Below are 18,899 nucleotides of genomic sequence, written 5' to 3' on the forward strand. Positions count from 1 at the left end.
CATGGACGGCCAGCCTTCGGCGCCACTGACACCGAACACGGTGCTGCAGGTACCCAACAAGGTCACCAACCTGCACAACACCAGCAGCACCTTCCGGCCCTACGACCCGGGCAAGGCCGTGGGCGACACGAGTCCGACACTGCCGGATCCGCTGCCAGCTCCCAGGGGGAAGGACGGCGGGTGCGGTGGGATTGGCAAGATCCTCACGGTGGTTGTGGCAGTTGTGGTGGCTGCCTTCACACAGCAGTGGTATCTCGTCAACGTCGGTGGGTACTCCGGCATTGCCGCCGCCGTAAGCAGCGGCGCCTGGGGCACGCTGGCGGTGTCGGGCGCAGTCGGCGGCGTAGCGGGTTCCGTTGCGGGACAAGCCGTGGGCRTCGCGACGGGCGTGCAGGATCAGTTCTCCTGGAAGGGGGTTGTGCAGGGGGCGCTGCAAGGTGGCCTGAGCGCAGGCTTGGGGGGCTGGTTCCAATCCGGCGGTCTTGGCAGCACGCTGGCGGCTTCGGGGAACTGGGGCTCTGCCGCCCGGCACGTTGCGAGCAACATTGCTACTCAGGGACTGAGCATCGCCACAGGGTTGCAGAAGGGTTTTGACTGGCGCGGGGTGGCTGCCAGTGCGGCGTCGGGCTATGTGTCGGCCTGGGCGCGGCCGATGCTGGCCACAACCTTTGGGCCTGTCGGAGGTGAGATTGCGACGCGCATGGCGAGCGGTATCGTGGGTACAGCCGTCCGTGGGGGAAGTGTCAGTCGGTCGTTGCCAGGAATCATTGGCGATGCGGTGGGGGCAACTGTCGGCAATGCGTTGGGGGATAGCATCGCAGCGGCCACCGAGCAAGGCGGCGGCATGACGCGCGGAGAGGCCGAAGAGCGGTCAGCGGCGCGAGAGGTCTACGCGATGGGCGACGGGATTCCGAGGGTCAACGGACTGGACTTTTCGCAGGATGCAGCAGCTCGACGCGCAGGCATTGACCCGGCAGGGTTGCCAACCTATGTGGGCAGCGACGACCCAGCCTTTGCATATGACTATCGCAACGGCAGCGACATTGCCAGCGACAACTACAACGGCAGCCGTCGCACGGCCACCGTGCGCAGCGGGCAAGGGCTGCTGGCGGCGTTGGCAGATCTCGGCCTGAACTCGGCGCAGCAGCAAGCCGGCTATGGCTATTTGCTGAAATCTGGGCAAGTGCAGGTCGGTCGCAACGGCGTGCCGATGGTGCAGCCGGGCCAGGAGCTTCACATCGACCTGGACGACATGAGCCAGGCCGGTTTGGCCGGGCGTGCCATTGCGCAGGAAAGCTCGATGCGGGCGGATCGGGCAACGGCTGCGGCACAGGCTGCGACCGACAGCTACGCCGAAGCGGAGATACGACGCTTCGCGAATCCACCGCCTTCCCTGGTGGGAGGTACAGCAGCTGACTTCGCGTACGGTGCCGGCGGTGGGCGCGGCTTTACAAACCCGGCATCCGCTGGACTCAGCACGGCTGAACGAGCTGGGTTGATTGCTCTTGGTGGCAAGGACGCCGCCATGGGTGCCGTTGAAGCTGCAGGCTACAGCTATGGCGTGGTGGGAACGCCGGAAACCCGCGCTGCATGGGCGATTCAGACGGTCGATGCAGGCATTGCCGGCATGCGCAAGTTCTTCAGCGACCCGAAAGGCTCCGCGTCAGGTTGGTGGAGCGACCTCAACAGCAATGATCCGCAGGCGGTGCGTGAAGCTTCGGCAGTTGGTTCGGGCGTGATGTTGGGCGTGGGAGGCGGCGTCGTTGCCGGTCGACTAGTGGCGCCTGGTAGGCCAATGAGTTTTAGTGGCGCAGGGCTCACGAAGTACGAACTCGCTTCAGAAGCGGCTTATGCGGACATCCGCGCGTTGCACATGACTGACATCGAATCGTTCGCCCAAAACACCGGGCTGACCGCAGCAGATGCAACAACTCTAAAGAAACATTTGTTCTTTGGTCGCCACGAGTACCCTGTCGATGGTTCGACCGTAGTTCGCCAGCGCTTTACCGCAACTCATGAAATTGCCTATGCATGGAAGACTGCGACTGAAGGGGAACTCAATCCTGGTCAGCAAGCATGGATTCGTCAGTTGGCCGATCATGAGCTTGGCGAAAGATCATTTATGGCGCAGGGAATTCCGTATAAGAGGCAAGAGGCTTGGAATGGAAGTAGCTTTGGCAGCGTCCCTCCTGGCGCACACGACTTGGCGCCAAGGGCGCCTAACATGACCTTCCCCGGCTACCGGGAGCCTTCCTCTTTTTGGAGTTGGAGAGATTAATCCATGAGTCATCTTGAAAAAATCATGACGAGAGTTCGCTCCGTTGAATGGGCGGTGGGGCCGCAAGAAGCGAGCCCGGCTGCACTCAACGGCGCTGGTGCTTACCTTCGAGGATTTGCAGCCTTTCTACGCGAGTGGCAAACAGATGCATTGGTCGCAATGCCTTTCGAAAATCCAAGAAAGATACTTGGCGTGATTGAGCCTTTACCTCCGGCTATCGCTACAGAGGCGGAGTCGCTTGCAGAACAGTCACCGAACGCCTACGACGTCATTTACGTCAAGCAGGCGCTAGAGTGGGCTGCACTATGCGATGCGTCACATCCTGCGACACGTGATCGTGAAAACATGTTCGATCCGCTATTGGAATTGGTCGTTGGCCGTGTACCTACTGGCATCCGCAAGGGGTACTGGTTTGTTGATGAAAACCTATTCCCGTTGTCGAACTGGCTTGATCGTTACGCCACTTCTATTCCGTCTAGTCACTAAGAACCAAAAATACCCTCACCGCCTCAGCCACTGCTGCCGAGGTATGTGAGGGCTTCGTCAGTGCGTTCGTCGTTGCTGGTCACAGCGAGCTACGACACGCCCTGTGGAGCCAAGGTCGAAGGGCTGGCCGATGTGGCGCAGCTTTTCATGGGCGGCTACCTGGGGGTTGAAGTGGGCCGGCCTGACGCAAGAACGCTCACGGTCGGCACTTGCCTTGCTTGTGCGAGCGATACCGATGTCAGCCTCCTAGGCAGCACGCGCAAGCTGCTGATGCCTGCGTTGGGCGACAGCGTCGCCTTGGAGCGCATGGCCAAGTCTGGTGTCGCGATCATTCGCACGGGCGAGATGTCATACGCTCAGTTGGGCGGCAGTCCCAGACGCAGAAGTCCCGCAACTTGCTCGCCACACTTCGCGATCTGGACGCCGTCCTGCGAATGATCTTGACCTTCAGGGTCGGAATCTTCAAAGCAAAACGATGGGGATGAGAGATCCGGGGTCAGATTCCAATTGCAGTCGCAAACCAAAGCTGACCCCAGTCGAGCTATCAGACAGAGTTCGATCTGGGAGGGACTACTGAACAGATAGGCCCTCGCCCCCTAAAGGGCCCTCCGACGCTATCGCTTGCACGGTTGGCGGCTATATATCCTGGATAACTGGTCCGCACTTAGAGCGGCTAACAAAACCATGTCATCGTCAAACACTTGGCTGACGCACTACTGCAGCATGCGCGCTGGCACCAGTCCCAGCGCGCGCAGTTTGGGCTCCTCGTAGACCAAGTCCTCGGCCGGATAGCGCAGACCTGGGACCTGCGCAGCTTTCGCGCTGGCCCAGACGACGCTCTCGCCCGCCGGCAAGGTATCGATCTGCACGGTGTAGATCGGATCATCGAAGGCTGCCTTGGCGGCGATGAAAGTCCACCCTCGCGCCCGGAACGCCGCGATCAGCTCCCCAAGCGCGGCGGCGTTGATCCTGCTCGTGTGCAGCAGCATCACATGGGCAGGGCTGCGGCCGAGGACCTGCCGGGCCAGACCATCGTAATAAGCGGCACGGTCCAGCAGATGCTCGATGTACGCTGCCTTTATGCGATTGGCCTTGTCGGCATTTCCCTCGTCCAGCCAGGCCGCATAGACCTGGTTGTAGTACCAGTCGCTCGCGTCGATCGAAACCGGTGCAGCCCTGTAGCCTGCGGCCTGCATCCAGAGGCGCATGCCGTCCCGCTTGGCGGGCGTGTCGCCTTCCTTGAGATACGGAAAGCGCAGCATCTTCGTCCAGCCAGGAAGCCGGCTCAGCACGGCTTCGGCCTCCTTGACATCGCCGATGAAGTCCGCGAGCGGCACTTGAGGCGATCCCAGGCTGCGGTGCCGGGAGGTATGGTTGCCTACCGCGTGGCCCGCGCGCGCCCAGTCCCGGATGAGGTCCAGTCCTTGGGCCGGGCCGGTGCGCACGAGTGCTGGAAACACCATGGACGTGATGCCCGCATCGCGGAGCGTTTCCAGGATCTGCCGGTTCCACGACACGGCCGCGGGCTCTTTCGAAGGGTCGAGGCCGTCGTCGAACGTCAGCGCCAAGGTCTGGGCCAGGACGCAGGACGAACCGAGAAGGAGGAGAAGCGCGGCAAGCGCGCGGCGCAATGCGGTCATGGCGATACCCGCCTCAATGGTCGACGGTGGGCAGAAGCCGAAGCAGCTCGTCGCGCGCACGCAGGCCCGCGTTGGGCTTGAGGGCTTGCTCATCCTGGATCAGGCGTGCAAACGCCAGCCTTCGCGAGCCCTTGGTAGCCCAGCCGACGTACCAGCCATAAGCGCGGCTCGCGTCATAGCGGTTGTCGCTGCCGGGCGACCCGGTGCCCGTCTTGCCGTGCACAGCCCAGCCATCGATCGAGGCGCCGTAGTTCGAAATGAGTGCGGTCATGTCGAAGGCATGCGCACTCACCGGCAACTGGCGGCGCACGATCTTGCGCATGAACGCAAGCTGTTCCTCCGGGGAGATGCGCAGCGAACTCATCACCCAGACGCCGTTTTGCCCGGGGTCATCGACCGCCACGGCAGAGACATCTGCATTGCCATACTGAAAAGACTTCACATATTGCGCGAAGCGCTCCTGGCCCATTCGCTTCACAACCTGCTGGGAGTACCAGAAGACGGAGTCCCTCATCCACGCTGTCGGCGCGATATTCCGCCGCCAGGCATCGCCACCCCAATCGGGATACCCCGCCTGATACGGCAAGGCAGGCTCTGCTGCATCCTTCAGCACGCCTGCGTCGTAGCCCATGAGGCTGATGGCGAGCTTGAAAGTCGAGGCGGGCGTCACGCGCTCGGAACAGGCGGGGCCGCGCTGCAGAAGCACCTTGCCGGAGTCGGCATCGGCGATCATCGTGCACAGCTCGTGCGCGGTCGCGAAAGGCGCTGAAAAAAGAACGGCCGCTGCTGTCGCGGCGACCTGAAGGACGCGATTGCACATATTGTTTGTTTGCGAAAGGAAGGAGAGGAGCAAGGTGCCGAGCGTGCCTCTGGAGCATCCTGTGGCACCCGGGAATCGAAGATGCCGGCCTGGTGTTCGCACGTGGTGTCTGGCCCTCGCGCCAGCGCGTTGAGTTTAGAGCGGTTAACAAAACGATGTCGGCGTCGAACACCTGATCGGCGTTTGACGCTGCATGGCTCGCAACAAGAACAAAGAGATCAGCGCAGCGCTGTTCAAGAAGATAGCGCCGCTGTTGCCGGTAGTCGTCGCCTCGGCCAAGGGCGGTCGCCCGCGAGTGAGCGACGAGATGGTTCTCAACGGCATCCTGTTCGTGCTGCGCACCGGCATTCCCTGGGAGGAGTTGCCCCAGGAGCTGGGCTTCGGCAGCGGCATGACCTGCTGGCGGCGTCTGCGTGACTGGCAAGCCGCGGGCGTGTGGCATCGCCTGCATCTGCTGTTGCTCGATGAGTTGCGCGGCGCCGGCAAGCTGGACTTCAGCCGTGCCAGCATGGATGCGGCCAGCGTGGCCAGCCCCCGGGGGGCCAATACACAGGCCCCAACCCGACGGACAGGGGCAAGCTCGGCAGCAAGCGCCACATCATCACGGACCGACAAGGCGTCCCGCTGGTCTTCTGTGTCACCGGCGCCAACCGGCATGATTCGGTGGTGTTCGAGCAACTGGTCGATGCCTTACCGACGGTGCGCGGCTGTCGCGGTCGGCCCAGGCGCTGGCCGCACAAGTTGCATGCCGACAAGGGCTATGACTTTGCGCGTTGCCGCGCCCACCTGCGCAAGCTGGGCATCACGGCGCGTATTGCCCGGCGTGGTATCGAGCGCAACGAACGGCTCGGGCGTCATCGCTGGGTGGTCGAGCGCACGCACGCATGGTTGGCTGCCTTCGGCAAGTTGCGTACTCGCTTCGAGCGCAGCATCGACATTCATGTCGCGCTGCTTTCCCTGGCTTGCTGCGTCATCTGCGTTCGTCGTCTCATACCGTTTTGTTAGCCGCTCTTAGGCCGCGCGGAAGCTGGCAGGCGCTCAGTGCAAGATCAAGCGGCCGACTTGTAGCCCTTGCGCGCAGAATGCCGCCATGCTGATCCTCAGACACGCCGACACCCTCGTCACCATGGACGCCACCCGGCGCGAGATCGCCGATGGCGCAGTGGTGTGCGATGGCCCCGCGATCGCCTGGGCCGGCCCGACGGCCGAACTGCCCATCGCGCACCTCGAAGCCCTGCGCGACGGCAAGGCCGAGGCCATCGACATGCGTGGCCACGTGGTGATGCCGGGCTTGGTCAACACGCATCACCACATGTACCAGAGCCTCACGCGCGCGGTGCCCGAGGCGCAGGATGCCGAGCTCTTCGGCTGGCTCACCAGCCTGTACCTGCTGTGGGCTCGCATCACGCCGGAGATGATCCGCGTGTCCACGCAGACGGCGATGGCCGAGCTGATGCTCTCGGGCTGCACCACCACCAGCGACCATCTCTACCTGTTTCCCAACGGCTCGCGGCTCGACGACTCGATCGAGGCGGCCGACGCGATGGGCATGCGCTTCCACGCGGCACGCGGGAGCATGAGCGTGGGCCGCAGCGCCGGCGGTTTGCCGCCCGACGAGGTGGTCGAGACCGAGGAAGCGATCCTGCGCGACAGCGAGCGGCTCATCGGCCGCTGGCACGACGCGTCGCGCCACTCGATGCGCCGCATCGTGCTCGCGCCCTGCTCGCCTTTCTCCGTGTCGCGCGACCTTATGCGCCTGTCGGCCGAACTCGCGCGTGAGCGCGGCGTGTCGCTGCACACGCACCTGGCCGAGAACGACAACGACGTGGCCTACTCGCGCGAGAAGTTCGGCATGACGCCGGCCGAGTACGCCGAAGACCTGGGCTGGGTCGGCCGCGACGTGTGGCACGCGCACTGCGTGAAGCTCGACGAGGCCGGCATCGCGCTCTTCGGCCGTACCGGCACGGGCGTGGCGCACTGCCCGTGCTCCAACATGCGGCTGGCCTCGGGCATCGCGCCCATCGGGGCGATGCGCCGCGCGGGCGTGCCCGTGGGGCTGGGCGTGGACGGCAGCGCGTCGAACGACGGCGCGCACATGCTGGGCGAGGCACGCCAGGCCATGCTGCTGCAGCGCGTGGGCTACGGGCCGGCGGCGATGACGGCACGCGAAGCATTGGAGATCGCCACGCTGGGCGGCGCGCGGGTGCTGGGCCGTGACGACATCGGCGCCATCGCGCCCGGCATGTCGGCGGACATCGTGGCCTTCGACATGCGCGGCGTCGCGCACGCGGGCGCGGGGCACGACCCGGTGGCGGCACTGGTGTTCTGCACGCCGGGCCCGGTGTCGCTGAGCATGATCGGCGGCGTGGTGCGCATCCGCGGCGGTGCATTCACTGGACTCGAGCTGGCACCGCTGCTGGCAAGGCATCGCGACCTGGCGCACACGCTGTACGAAGCCGCGCGTCACCCACATACGGCCTGACGGTGCCCTGACCAGGCGTTGCGGGGCACGCGCCTCGGGGTAGGCAGCAACCCTGATTGCCAACGCCTGAGCCTCTCCTCAGAATCCGCCCACCGAATAGAACGACCGTTCGATTCGGCGGCCGAGCCTTCCGTCGGCCTTCCCCAGACTCACAACAACAGGGAACTCCCGATGAAGCGCAGAGACATCCTCAAATGGTCCGCCTCGGCGGGCGGCCTGGGCCTGCTGGCCGGCAAGACATCCACCGCATCGGCAGCCCTGCCGGTGCCAAAGCCCACACTGCCGCAGAAGATCGACCCGATCAGCGCCACGCTGCGGCGGCTAGAACTCGTGGGGCGGCAGGCAACCTACCTCTGGACCGAATCGCACATCAACCTGGCCGGCGTGCCGATGGGCGCGGTGGTTCCTGCCACCGAACTGCCGGCGCTGGAGCATCAGCTCAAGACGATCTCGAAGGCGCTGGAAGCCGTCACCAACTTCGCCGCCTCCTTCGCCACCAGCGCGCTGGCCTCGGGCAGCCTGCAGTCGCTGGACAACCTGCGCGCGCGGCTTGCCAGCCTGCAGGCCAGCTTCGACCAGCTGCTGGCCGCCAACGGCGGACTGACGACGCTGCCTGCCGCCGTGCTGACGCTGCTCGGCACGCTCACGGGCACCGCGGGCGACATCGCGACACAGCTCAGGCAGATTCACCACGACCTGCTCTCGCAGGGCCCGCTGGGCGCGCTCAACGGACCGAAGACGGTGGCGCAGTACGACGCGCTGTTCGTCACCATCGAGAAGCCGGCCATCGCGCAACTGCTGCACGACAACGACCTGTTCGCCTCGATGCGCGTGTCCGGCCCCAACCCGATGCTGATCCAGCGCGCGACCGCGCTGCCGGCCAAGTTTCCGCTGAGCGACGCGCAGTACCGGCAGGTGATGGGCGCGAGCGACAGCCTTGCCGACGCGGCCTCGTCGGGCCGGCTCTACATCCTCGACTACGAGGGCCTGGGCGACATGGCGCCGGCCGGAGCGCAGGTCAAGCCGCTCACGGGCACGGGCTACATTCATGCGCCCATCGCGCTGTTCGCGCGGCCGAAGACCGGCCGTTCGCTGGTGCCGGTCGCCATCCAGTGCGGGCAGGACCCGGCGGCGAGCGCGATCTTCCTGCGTGTGGACGACACCGCCAACACCGAAGCCTACTGGGCCTGGCAGTCGGCCAAGACCGTGGTGCAGGTGGCCGACTTCAACTACCACGAGATGTTCGTGCACCTGGGCCGCACGCACCTGATGTCGGAAGCCTTCGCGATGGCCACGCAGCGCCAGCTCGCGACCGCGCATCCGCTGAGCCGGCTGCTGTCGCCGCACCTGGAAGGCGCGATGTTCATCAACGAGGCCGCGACGCTGATCATCATGGCGCCGCTGACCACGGGCGACGTGATCCTCGCCGCGCCCATCGAGACGCTGCAGCAGCAGTGCGGACGCGACCGGCTGGCCTACGACTTCTACGACCGCATGATGCTGCCCAACGACCTGCGCACGCGCGGCGTGGACGACGCGACGGCGCTGCCCGACTACCCGTACCGCGACGACGCGCTGCTGGTGTGGAATGCGATCGCGCAATGGGTCGGCGACTACGTGGCCACCTACTATCTGAGCGACGCCGACGTGACGGGCGACTACGAACTCAAGGCCTGGGCCACCGAGCTGGCGACCAGCGGAAAGGTGCACGGCTTCCGCGCGATCACCACGCGCGCTCAGCTCATCGACGTGCTCACCGCCATCATCTTCAACGCCAGCGCGCAGCACGCGGCGGTGAACTTCCCGCAGTACTCGGTGATGACCTATGCGCCCTTCAGCGCGGGCACCGAAGGCACGCCGGCGCCTGCGGGCAGCGCAGGCCAGAACGAGGCGAGCTGGTCGCAGATGCTGCCCTCGCGGCTGGCGGCGCAGGAGCAGATCCTGCTGTTCCACATCCTCGGTGGCGTGTACTACCGACCGCTGGGCGAGTACAAGGACAACGTCTTTCCACACCTGCCGGTGCTGCTGGACCCAGCCATCGTCGGGCAAGGCGGGCCGCTGGAGCGCTTCCGTAATGCGCTCGCCGGCATCGAAGCAACCATCGGCCAGCGCAACGCCACGCGCGCGCGGCCTTACGAGCACCTGCTGCCGAGCCGGATTCCATCCAGCACGAACATCTGACCGAACGACCGCTCGATCAGCGCCGCATGGTGTCGAGCTGCGTGACCGGCGGGCTGTCGTTGCCCCACGAGCCGCGCACGTAGGTGAGCACGGCCGCGACCTCGGCCGCGTCCAGCGTCTGGCCGAAGGGCGGCATGCCGTAAGGGCGCGGATTGCCCGAGGTCGAGGGAAGGAACCCGCCGTGCGCGATCACCTGGATCAGGTTGGTCGGCCGCGCCATGTTCACCGCGCGATTGCCCGCCAGCGGCGGATAGGCGCCCGCCGCGCCCTGCCCCTGGTCGCCGTGGCAGTAGGCGCAGCGCTGGTCGTAGATCTTCGCGCCGCGTGCCATGGTGCCGGCGTCGCGGCGGATCGGAGCTTTCGTCGCGGCGGTAGCCGGGGCTTCGGCCTTCGCCGCATCGGGCAGATCCTTGAGGTAGCTCGCCATGGCCGTCAGGTCGGCCTCGCTCAGATATTGCGTGCTGCTGAACACCACGTCGGCCATCGGCCCCATCACCGAGCCGCGCGGCGCCACGCCGTTCTTGAGCAGCGCTACCACATCGGCCGGGGGCCAGTCGGCCACGCCGGCCTCGTGCGGATCGGTGAGCGAGGGTGCGTACCAGTTCTCGACGGCGATCAGGCCGCCCGAGAGCCCCAGCTTCGTCTCGGTCGCGCCCAGCGAATTGCGGCTGCCGTGGCAGGCGATGCAGTGGCCCAGGCCGTTGACCAGGTAGGCGCCCCGGTTCCATTCGGCGGGCTTGCCGGCATTGGCCACGAAGGGCTCGGGCTTGAATGACAACGCACGCCACACGGCCAGCGCGGCCTGCGTGTCGTAGGGGAAGCTCAGCCTGTGTTCCCTGTTGGCCACCGCCGAGGGCGGCACGCTGCGCAGGTAGGCGTAGATCGCGTCCGAATCCTCGCGCGTCACCTGCGTGAAGCTGGGGTACGGGAACGCGGGGTACAGCAGCCGGCCGTCCTTGCTGCGGCCGTTGTGCATCGCGCGCCAGAAGTGCGCGCTGCTCCAGCCGCCGATGCCGGCCTTGTCGTCGGGCGTGAGGTTGCTCGAATAGACGGTGCCGAAGGGAGTCTCGATGGGCATCCCGCCCGCGTAGGGCTCGCCGCCGCGCGTGGTGTGACAGCCTGCGCAGTTGCCGGCCAGCGCGAGGTAGCGCCCGCGCTCGACCAGCTGCGGCGTGGACTGGAAGGCTTCGGCCTGCGCGGGCAGCGGGTCTTCGCCGCGCAGGTTCATCGCCACGATGGTGCCGGCGGCTGCGGCGCCGAGCACGATGAGCGCAAGCAGCAGCCAGCCGAGGTGTCGCAGTTTCATGATGGGTTCCGCTCCCTCACTTCGCGGGCATGCCGCCGCATTTCACGGGCAGCGGTGCGGGCAGCGAGGCTGCGGGCCTGGTGTCGGCGGGCATCGGCTGCACGGCGAGCCAGCTCGCGACGGCGTTGATGTCGGCGGTGCTCATGCGCCGGCCGATGTCGGCCATGCAGTCGGGCGCCATCGCATGGCGCTCGTTGGTGAGCCAGGCGCCGAGCTGCGACGACACATAGAGCCGCGGCAGCCCCAGCAGCCCCGGAATGGCCGGCTGCACGCCCGTGAGCGCCGCGCCGTGGCATTGCACGCAGGCCGGAATGCCACGTGCCGCATCGCCTTCGCGCACGAGCTGGCGGCCGCGCCGCTGCTGCTCTGGCGTCGCGTCGCTCACCGGGGAAACGGGCGGGTAAGGCAGCTGCAGCCCGGCGAAATACTCGGCCATCTCGCGCAGATAGGCGTCCGACAGGTGCTGCACCATGTAGGCCATGTCGCTGTTGAAGCGTCGGCCGTCGCGGAAGCTCACGAGCTGGTTGAACAGGTAGCCGGCCGGCTTGCCCGCCAGGCGCGGAAAGTAGCCGGCGTTGGTGGTCGCGCCCTCGCGGCCGTGGCAGGCGATGCAGGCGGCCACGCGCTGCTCGATGGTGTCGGGCACGGTGGCCGGCGTGGCGGCGTTCGCCACGGCCTGCACGGCGAGCAGCAGCCCGAGCGCGAGGAGCCTGAGCGCGCGCCTCATGTGCCGGCGGCGAAATGCGCCAGCGTGACGAGCCCGGCGATCAGCAGCAGCACCATCACCAGCGCCACGCCGATGAGCGGCAGGATGCCGACCTGCGAGGTGCGGCTTTCGGCGTCGGCGCGGCGGCCGCCCAGCCCGATGAAACTCCAGAGAACGGCGCGCAGCGCGCGCAAGAGATTCGACATGAGGCCGAGTGTGGCCCAGCCCGGCCAGAAAAAACAGATGCAGATTCGCTCCAATTGACCGGTGCAGATAAAGTGCCCCGAACAACGAATCCTGCAATGAGCCGATGAAAAGGTATGAAGCCCTGGCCGCCGACATCGAGGCCTCGATCCGCAACGGCACCCTGAAGACCGGCGACCGCCTGCCCTCGGTACGCCACACCGGCAGCAGCCGCGGCGTGAGCGCCTCCACCGTGTTCCAGGCCTACTACCTGCTCGAAGCACGAGGCCTGGTGCGGGCGCGCGACCGCTCGGGCTACTACGTGGCAGGCGGCGGGTTGCGCGACGCACCGCCCGAATCCACCCTCACCTCGCGCCCCGCGGGCGAGCCCAAGTCGCTCGACGTGAGCGACCAGGTGTTCGACATCCTCGAAGCCAGCATGTCGCGCAAGGTCGTGCCCTTCGGCTCGGCCTTTCCGAGCCCGCTGCTGTTTCCGCTGGCGCGGCTGGGGCAGTTCATGGCCGCCAGCGCGAGGTCGCTCGACCCGTGGAGCACGGTGGACGACCTCACGCCGGGCAGCGCGGCGCTGCGCCGGCAGATCGCGCTGCGCTACCTGGCCGACGGCATGCAGGTGCCGGCCGACGAGATCGTCGTCACCAACGGCGCGCTGGAGGCGCTGAACCTCTGCCTCTCGGCGGTGACGCGGCCGGGCGACGCGGTGATCGTCGAGTCGCCCACCTTCTACGCCGCGCTGCAGGCGCTGGAACGCATGGGCCTGCGCGCCGTCGAGGTGCCGACGCATCCCGGCGACGGCATCGACCTGGAGGCGCTGGAGCTGGCCATCGCGGCGCACAAGCCGGCCGCCTGCTGGCTCATGACCACCTTCCAGAACCCGCTGGGCAGCCTGATGGCCGATGCGAAGAAGAAGGCGCTGGTGGAACTGCTCGCGCGGCACGGGCTGCCGCTGATCGAGGACGACGTGTACGCCGAGCTGTACTTCGGCGAACGGCGCCCGCCGCCGGCCAAGGCCTTCGACACGCAGGGGCTGGTGCTGCACTGCTCGTCGTTCTCGAAGTGCCTCGCGCCGGGCTATCGCATCGGCTGGACTTCGGCCGGCCGCTTCGCGCGCAAGGTCGCGCGACAGAAGCTCACGAGCACGCTGAGCACCTCGGCGCCGGCGCAGCTGGCGCTTGCGAGCTATCTGGAGAAAGGCGGCCTCGACAGGCACCTGCGCAAGCTGCGCCAGACGCTGGCGATGCAGCAGGCCACCTTTGCACAGGCCGTGGGGCATTACTTTCCGGCCGGCACGCGCGCCACGCGGCCGCTGGGCGGCTACTTCCTCTGGGTCGAACTACCGGCGGGCGCGGACGCCCTGGAGATACACCGCAAAGCGCTGGAGCTCGGCATCAGCGTCGCGCCGGGGCCGATCTTCTCGGCCACGCGCGCCTTCGCCAACTGCCTTCGGCTGAACTACGGCCACCCTTGGGATGCGGTCAGCGAGCGGGCAATGCGAACACTCGGCCGCCTGATCGCCGAAGCGTCCTGAACAGCAGGAAGGACGCGATGCTCACGTTCACCAGGTTCCAGCCGATGCCGTTGATGAAGGCCGCGTGGTAGCTGCCCGTGAAGTCGAACACCTTGCCCGACATCCAGCCGCCCAGCGCCATGCCGAAGAGCGTGAACATCAGCACCGTGCCCACGCGCGCGCCCGCCTCCTTCGGCGGAAAGTGCTCGCGAACGATGATCGCGTAGGAAGGCACGATGCCGCCCTGGAACAGCCCGAACAGCGCCGAGATCACATAGAGCGGCACCAGCCCGTCGAAGGGCAGGAACAAAAGCAGCGCCACGCACTGCAGCACACCGCCCAGCAGCAGCGTGCGCAGCCCGCCGATGCGGTCGCAGATGGCGCCCGACACCAGCCGGCTGACGATGCCGAAGCCCAGCATCAGCGACAGCATCATCGCGCCCTGCGCCGGCCCGTAGCCCAGGTCGCCGCAGTAGGCGACGATGTGCACCTGCGGCATCGCCATGGCCACGCAGCAGGCCACGCCGGCAATACACAGCAGGCTCTGCGCCGCGCCCATGCTCAGGCCGAAGGGGCGGGTCATGTCGCGCACAGGCGTTGCAGCACCCGAGGCGTTGCCTGCCGGAACCACCTCGGCCAGCGCCGGCGGCCGCGCGCGGAAGAACAAGGCCAGCAGCGCCATCGTCACGCCGCAGAAGATGCCCATGCCGATGTAGGTCTGGCGCCAGCCCACGGTTTCCACGAAGTGCTGCGCGATCGGCGGCCACACCGCGCCCGCCAGGTAGTTGCCGCTGGCGCACACCGCCACCGCGATGCCGCGCCGCTTGACGAACCACAGCGAGGTGTCGGCCACCAGCGGCGCGAAGGCCACCGAGCTGCCGAGCAGGCCGACCAGCAGCGCCTGCGCAATCGTGAAGCTGACGATGCCACCGGAGAAACCGGTGGCGACGTAGCCCGCACCCAGGAAGACCGCGCCGATCAGCAGCGGCTTCATCACGCCGACGCGGTCGGCGAGCTTGCCCATCAACACCCCGCCGAAGCCGAAGCCCAGCATCAGCAGCGTGTAGGGCAGCGAGGCGTCAGCGCGCGCGATGCCGAACTCGGCCTGCACCGCCGGCAGCATCACCGACACCACGTACATGCCGCTGCTGCCGACGGTCATGATCAGCAGCGTGAGGCCCAGGCGGACCATGGCATAGCGGGAGTCGGGTTCGTGGATGGTTGTCTCGCTTGTCTTCATTTTTCTCTCCGCGGCGAGGATACCCCCGCAGCGCGAAAACACGAGACACGCGCAGAACCTGGCGGCGCGGTGGGCCGCCTCGGACACTGCTTCGGCTCAGTGCCAGCGCGTGTACGTCGCAGATGCGACGAGGCTCGCCAAAGCCTTCGGCGTGGGCACGCCAGGCTTCGTCGGCCTGTCGTCGCACGCGGCCGTCAGCAGGCCGAGGCAGAAGAGAAGGACAAAGGCAGCGCTTCGCATGCGGGCCATGCCAGGCCCGCGTTGCGGCGCGTCAAGTCGAGTCGGACGCTGCCGCTTTCTTTCCGGTGTTCAGGCAGTGAGAGTGCTGGGCCGCTCGCCGCGCTGCAGGCGATGCTCGATGTCTTCCAGCACTCGCGGCAAGTCGGCCACGCTGTCGATCACGTAGTGCGCGCCAGCGGCTTCGAGGTCGGCGGTGGCGCGTACGCGGCGCTCCTGCTGCTGTGCTTCGTCGAGCGCCTGCCATTCGGCCAGCGTGAGGCCGTTGGCGTTGCCGCTGACCGCGACGCCCACAGCCCAGGTGCCGGCGTTGAGGCCTTCCTGCAGGCCGACGCCGGTGTCGTCGACCTTCACCACGGTGTGCGGCGGCCACACGCCCAGGTCGGCGAAGCAGCGGTACATCATGAGCGGCGACGGGCGGCCTTCGGCGAGATCGCCGGCGCACACGAGGTTGTCGGGCGCGTAGCCGCCGGCTGCCGCGATGGGCACGACCACTTCCATGATCGGGCGGTTGTAGCCGGTGGTGGAGCCGATCTTCAGGCCGCGGTCGCGCGCTGCCTTCACGGCCTCGAGCGCACCGGGGATGAAGTCGGCGTGGTCGCGCGCGCTGGCCGCGTTCATCGGCGTGAATACCTCGTAGAGCCGGTCGACGTCGGCATCGCTGAAGGCATGACCGTGCTTCGCTTCCCACTGCGCGGCGATGCGCGGCAATGAGCCCAGTGCCTTGATGTGGTCCCACTTCGCCATGCCCATCGGACCGCGCGCCTCGGCGATGGTGATGTCGACGCCGAACTGCTCGAACAGTTTCACGAAGGCGCCCATGGGCGCGCAGGAGCCGAAGTCGAGGATGGTGCCGGCCCAGTCGAAGACGACAGCCTTGAGTTGGGAGTGGTTGTGGGCGTTCATGGCGGCAAGGATCGAAAGAATGGAAAGAAAGACAACGGCTGCGCAACCGTCACCATGCGCTGAAGACGTCGTGCGCGATGCCGAAGCCAGTGCTCGCGCCGCTGCCGCTGGTGACCAGCACCAGCCGCGTGGCGTCGTCGGGCGCGTCGATCACGCAGGGCGTGGTCTTCGACGACGGGTACACGCCGGTCCAGCGCTCGGTGACCTGCGCGGTTTCGAGGTTCAGCGTGCTGCGCAGGTGGCGCAGGATGAGCTGGTCGACCTCCTCCATCGCGAAAGGCTCGGGCGCGTCGGCGTAGTGGTGGGAGTCGCCGACCACCAGCGAGCCGTCTGCGCTCTGTACCACGATCAGGTGGATGCCGTGCGCGAGCGAGGCGGCTTCCTCCTGCTGCAGGCGCGCGCGCAGCGCGGCGGCTTCGGGCAGCGTGCTGTAGCCCTCGTAGCGCACGAGGCTCAGGTCCATCATCACCGAGCCCGGCAGGCGGAACCCCACCTCGGGCTTCACGCGCAGCATCTGCAGGCGGCACAGCGTGAGCTCTTGCTCGGCGATGCGTTCGGCGAAGAGGCCGTGCAGGTCGGTGTTGGTGCAGACCACCACGCGCTCGGCGTGCAGCGTGCCGCGCGAGGTGCGCACGCGTGGAGTTTCGACTTCGTGCACGGCTTCGCCGAAGCGGAAGGTCACGCCGTGCGCCTCGGCCAGCCACTTCGTGAGCAGGCCGATGGCGGTGCGCGACTCGACGCGCAACTCGTGCGGGCTGAAAAGCACGGAGCGCGCATCGGCGAGGCTCAATGCAGGCGCCTTGGCCTGTGCGTCGGCGGCATCGAGCAGCGCGCAGCCCTTGCCCATCGGCGTGCGCATGAAGGCTTCGAGCACGTCGTGCGCCTCGGGACGATAGGCCGCGAGCCACAGGTTGCGGTGCACGATCTCGATGCCGGCCTGCGGCGCGACTTCGTTCCACACGCCGCGCGCATGCATGGCGCGGCGCCACATGTCGCCCGGTGCCTGGCCGGTGATGGTGATGAAGCCGAAGTTGCGGATCGACGCGCCGATGGCAGCGGTGTCGCGTTCGATCACGCAGACCTTGAGGCCGCGCTGCGCGGCGGTGTAGGCATGGGCCAGGCCGACGATGCCGGCGCCGACCACGATGAGGTCGAAGCTGTCGGAGTTCTTTGCTCGCGGGGTTGCGCTTGTCAACGATGCCTCCAGGCCTGGGTGCGCTTTATTGCCCAATGCCCCGCCAGCGCGAACAGGCCCCGGCCGATGGCGGCGGTGAGCATGATCAGCGAGGCCATGGCGGCGGCGGGTGCGACGTCGCCGGCGTCGTCCATGTTGAGCACGGCGATGGCGGCGAGCGTGGTCTGCGGTGAATAGAGGAACACGACGGCAGAAACGGTCGTCATCGCGTTCACGAAGAAGTAGCCGCCCACGTTGAGCACGGTGGGCAGCGCCACCGGCAGATGAACGCGCCACAGCGTGCGCCAGAACGGCACACCCATCGACTCCGACACCAGCTCGTACTCGCGGTCGAGCTGGCGCAGCGCAGTGAGCGAGGTGAGGTGCGCCACCGAGAAGAAGTGCGCCACGGTGCAGACCACGAGGATGGTCATGCTGCCGTAGATGGCGCGCAGCGGGTTCGATGGCGAGATGAAGAAGAAGATGTAGCCCACCCCCAACACCAGTCCCGGCACCGCGAGCGGCAGGTTGGCCAGCAGGTTGAGCAGCTCGCGCAGCAGGCCGAAATGGCGTGGCTTCTCGACGAAGTAGGCCGAGACGAAGGTGACGAGCGCGCCCGCCACCGCCGCGCACACGGCCATGCGCAGCGAGTTGAAGTAGCTGCCCCAGCCGCCGCCGTCCATGTTGCTGAAGTCGTAGTTCTTGAACGACGGCGCGAGGTTGTACGGCCAGTAGGTGGCCAGCGACGCGAACACCGCCATGCCGATCATCACGAGGATGGCAAGGGCCGTCAGCACACAGAACGCCAGCAGCGCGCGGTCGCGCGACTTCACGCGCTCGGGCTGGTAGGGCGTGGCGCGCGCCGACAGCGCCGCCGCCTGCTTGCCGCGCACGTGGCGCTCCACGATGAAGGACAGCACGGCGGGTATCAGCAGCACGAGGCCGACCACCGCGCCCATCTGGAAGTTCTGCTGTCCGACCACCTGCTTATAGATGTCGGTGGCGAGCACGCCCGTCTGGCCGCCCACCACCTTCGGCACGCCGAAGTCGGTGACCACCAGCACGAACACCACCATCGCCGCCACGATGAGGCCGTAGCGCGACGAAGGCACCGTCACCGTTCGGAAGATGCGCCAGCGCGAGGCGCCCAGCGTCTGCGCCGCCTCGTAGAGCCGGCCGTCGGAGGTGGCCATGGCGGTGGTAAGGATCAGCAGCGCATGCGGCAGCGTCCAGAACACCGAGCCGAGCACGATGCCCAGCGGGCCGTAGATGGAGAGGTCGCCCAGCAGCCCCTTGAACAGGCCCTGGTTGCCGAACAGGTAGACGAGGCTGATCGCAGGCAGCAGCGAGGGCGCGAGCAGCGGCATCAGTGCTACCGCGCGCAGCACGCCCTTGGCCGGCATGCACGACAACGTAAGCCCGTAGGCATATACATAGGCGATGCCGGTGCAGATCACGGCGCTGATCGCCGCGAGCCCCACGCTGTTGAATGCGGACTGCACCAGCGCGGGGTTCTCGAAGTAGCGAGCGAAGTTGGCGAGGCCCACGAAGGCGCCCTCGCGGTCGAAGAAGCTCTGGCCAACCAGCGCGCCGACCGGCAGCGCGACGATCACCAGCAGCAGCAGCACGACCAGCAGCACGGCCGTGCCGGTCAGCCAGCGCTCGCGGTCGAACCCGGTACGGCGCGTCGCCATCACCGGCGCTGCGGCGATGGCGTCGGGAGAACTGCTCATGC

At 67.0% G+C, this 18,899-nt stretch carries 15 protein-coding genes and 1 pseudogene; 7 read left to right on the forward strand and 9 right to left on the reverse strand.

Going from position 1 to position 18,899, the window contains the following annotated elements; all coding sequences use genetic code 11:
• The 3 genes and pseudogenes from QMO14_RS01810 to QMO14_RS01820 all read left to right on the forward strand — a co-directional run.
• Positions 1-2,278 (forward strand): annotated as a pseudogene (locus QMO14_RS01810) (hypothetical protein); the annotation flags it as partial.
• 3 nt (positions 2,279-2,281) lie between these two features.
• Entirely contained in the window at positions 2,282-2,764 is a 483-nt protein-coding gene (locus tag QMO14_RS01815) for a hypothetical protein (protein ID WP_301503902.1), read from the forward strand.
• A 60-nt stretch (positions 2,765-2,824) separates the two neighbouring features.
• On the forward strand, positions 2,825-3,202 hold the full coding sequence (locus QMO14_RS01820) for a hypothetical protein (protein ID WP_301503903.1): 378 nt from the start codon (positions 2,825-2,827) through the stop codon (positions 3,200-3,202).
• A 275-nt stretch (positions 3,203-3,477) separates the two neighbouring features.
• Here QMO14_RS01820 and QMO14_RS01825 read toward each other — a convergent pair whose 3' ends face one another.
• Both QMO14_RS01825 and blaOXA read right to left on the reverse strand, forming a co-directional pair.
• Positions 3,478-4,404, reverse strand: a complete 927-nt coding sequence (locus QMO14_RS01825) for a polysaccharide deacetylase family protein (RefSeq protein ID WP_301503904.1) — start codon at positions 4,402-4,404, stop codon at positions 3,478-3,480.
• A gap of 13 nt (positions 4,405-4,417) precedes the next feature.
• Positions 4,418-5,224, reverse strand: a complete 807-nt coding sequence (gene blaOXA / locus QMO14_RS01830; RefSeq protein WP_301504380.1) for a class D beta-lactamase — start codon at positions 5,222-5,224, stop codon at positions 4,418-4,420.
• Positions 5,225-5,417: 193 nt separating this feature from the next.
• On the opposite strand from blaOXA, the gene QMO14_RS01835 reads away from it, so the two are divergent.
• From QMO14_RS01835 to QMO14_RS01845, 3 genes are all read left to right on the forward strand, one after another.
• Positions 5,418-6,229, forward strand: a protein-coding gene (locus QMO14_RS01835; RefSeq protein ID WP_301503905.1) for an IS5 family transposase whose coding sequence is annotated in 2 segments (ribosomal slippage) — positions 5,418-5,754 and positions 5,754-6,229 — 813 coding nt in all. Because the reading frame shifts where the segments join, the coding sequence is not laid out codon by codon here.
• 85 nt (positions 6,230-6,314) lie between these two features.
• Positions 6,315-7,706 (forward strand): 8-oxoguanine deaminase, encoded by a 1,392-nt coding sequence (locus QMO14_RS01840; RefSeq protein WP_301503906.1) that lies wholly within the window; start codon positions 6,315-6,317, stop codon positions 7,704-7,706.
• A 171-nt stretch (positions 7,707-7,877) separates the two neighbouring features.
• Complete coding sequence (locus tag QMO14_RS01845) at positions 7,878-9,887, forward strand: lipoxygenase family protein (RefSeq protein ID WP_301503907.1); 2,010 nt, start codon at positions 7,878-7,880, stop codon at positions 9,885-9,887.
• A 16-nt stretch (positions 9,888-9,903) separates the two neighbouring features.
• Here the strand turns inward: QMO14_RS01845 and QMO14_RS01850 are convergent, their stop codons facing one another.
• From QMO14_RS01850 to QMO14_RS01860, 3 genes are read right to left on the reverse strand one after another with little or no spacing between them, the layout of a single operon-like run.
• Complete coding sequence (locus tag QMO14_RS01850; RefSeq protein ID WP_301503908.1) at positions 9,904-11,193, reverse strand: cytochrome c; 1,290 nt, start codon at positions 11,191-11,193, stop codon at positions 9,904-9,906.
• Positions 11,194-11,209: 16 nt separating this feature from the next.
• The gene (locus tag QMO14_RS01855) at positions 11,210-11,920 is read right to left on the reverse strand and encodes a c-type cytochrome (RefSeq protein ID WP_301503909.1); all 711 of its coding nucleotides are present in this window, start codon (positions 11,918-11,920) and stop codon (positions 11,210-11,212) included.
• The gene (locus tag QMO14_RS01860; protein WP_301503910.1) at positions 11,917-12,105 is read right to left on the reverse strand and encodes a DUF2970 domain-containing protein; all 189 of its coding nucleotides are present in this window, start codon (positions 12,103-12,105) and stop codon (positions 11,917-11,919) included. Before QMO14_RS01860 ends, QMO14_RS01855 begins: the two co-directional genes overlap by 4 nt.
• Before the next feature lie 104 nt (positions 12,106-12,209).
• Between QMO14_RS01860 and QMO14_RS01865 the strand changes: the two genes are divergently transcribed.
• A complete protein-coding gene (locus tag QMO14_RS01865) occupies positions 12,210-13,628 on the forward strand; it encodes a PLP-dependent aminotransferase family protein (RefSeq protein WP_301503911.1) in 1,419 nt (472 codons plus the stop codon).
• Here the strand turns inward: QMO14_RS01865 and QMO14_RS01870 are convergent.
• The 4 genes from QMO14_RS01870 to QMO14_RS01885 all read right to left on the reverse strand — a co-directional run bounded on the left by QMO14_RS01870 (position 13,576) and on the right by QMO14_RS01885 (position 18,897).
• Complete coding sequence (locus QMO14_RS01870; RefSeq protein ID WP_301503912.1) at positions 13,576-14,847, reverse strand: MFS transporter; 1,272 nt, start codon at positions 14,845-14,847, stop codon at positions 13,576-13,578. The two genes, QMO14_RS01865 and QMO14_RS01870, sit on opposite strands and share 53 nt — an antisense overlap.
• 309 nt (positions 14,848-15,156) lie before the next feature.
• Positions 15,157-15,990 carry a phosphonoacetaldehyde hydrolase gene (gene phnX, locus QMO14_RS01875; RefSeq protein ID WP_301503913.1) on the reverse strand — a complete coding sequence of 278 codons (834 nt, stop codon included), beginning with the start codon at positions 15,988-15,990 and terminating at the stop codon, positions 15,157-15,159.
• A gap of 49 nt (positions 15,991-16,039) precedes the next feature.
• Positions 16,040-17,185: a TIGR03364 family FAD-dependent oxidoreductase gene (locus QMO14_RS01880; protein ID WP_301503914.1), complete on the reverse strand. Its 1,146-nt coding sequence runs from the start codon at positions 17,183-17,185 to the stop codon at positions 16,040-16,042.
• The gene (locus tag QMO14_RS01885; protein WP_301503915.1) at positions 17,182-18,897 is read right to left on the reverse strand and encodes a putative 2-aminoethylphosphonate ABC transporter permease subunit; all 1,716 of its coding nucleotides are present in this window, start codon (positions 18,895-18,897) and stop codon (positions 17,182-17,184) included. The genes QMO14_RS01880 and QMO14_RS01885 overlap by 4 nt, the downstream gene beginning before the upstream one ends.
• Between the last annotated feature and the right edge of the window lie 2 nt (positions 18,898-18,899).

Source organism: Variovorax sp. CAN15, assembly GCF_030462475.1.
GTDB lineage: Bacteria > Pseudomonadota > Gammaproteobacteria > Burkholderiales > Burkholderiaceae_C > Variovorax.

Bases quoted from the DNA above. Each gene is read 5' to 3' on its own strand.
- QMO14_RS01815 (WP_301503902.1), top strand. From the start codon at position 2,282: ATGAGTCATCTTGAAAAAATCATGACGAGAGTTCGCTCCGTTGAATGG.
- QMO14_RS01825 (WP_301503904.1), bottom strand. From the start codon at position 4,404: ATGACCGCATTGCGCCGCGCGCTTGCCGCGCTTCTCCTCCTTCTCGGT.
- blaOXA (WP_301504380.1), bottom strand. From the start codon at position 5,224: ATGTGCAATCGCGTCCTTCAGGTCGCCGCGACAGCAGCGGCCGTTCTT.
- QMO14_RS01840 (WP_301503906.1), top strand. From the start codon at position 6,315: ATGCTGATCCTCAGACACGCCGACACCCTCGTCACCATGGACGCCACC.
- QMO14_RS01845 (WP_301503907.1), top strand. From the start codon at position 7,878: ATGAAGCGCAGAGACATCCTCAAATGGTCCGCCTCGGCGGGCGGCCTG.
- QMO14_RS01850 (WP_301503908.1), bottom strand. From the start codon at position 11,193: ATGAAACTGCGACACCTCGGCTGGCTGCTGCTTGCGCTCATCGTGCTC.
- QMO14_RS01855 (WP_301503909.1), bottom strand. From the start codon at position 11,920: ATGAGGCGCGCGCTCAGGCTCCTCGCGCTCGGGCTGCTGCTCGCCGTG.
- QMO14_RS01860 (WP_301503910.1), bottom strand. From the start codon at position 12,105: ATGTCGAATCTCTTGCGCGCGCTGCGCGCCGTTCTCTGGAGTTTCATC.
- QMO14_RS01865 (WP_301503911.1), top strand. From the start codon at position 12,210: ATGAAAAGGTATGAAGCCCTGGCCGCCGACATCGAGGCCTCGATCCGC.
- QMO14_RS01870 (WP_301503912.1), bottom strand. From the start codon at position 14,847: ATGAAGACAAGCGAGACAACCATCCACGAACCCGACTCCCGCTATGCC.
- phnX (WP_301503913.1), bottom strand. From the start codon at position 15,990: ATGAACGCCCACAACCACTCCCAACTCAAGGCTGTCGTCTTCGACTGG.
- QMO14_RS01885 (WP_301503915.1), bottom strand. From the start codon at position 18,897: ATGAGCAGTTCTCCCGACGCCATCGCCGCAGCGCCGGTGATGGCGACG.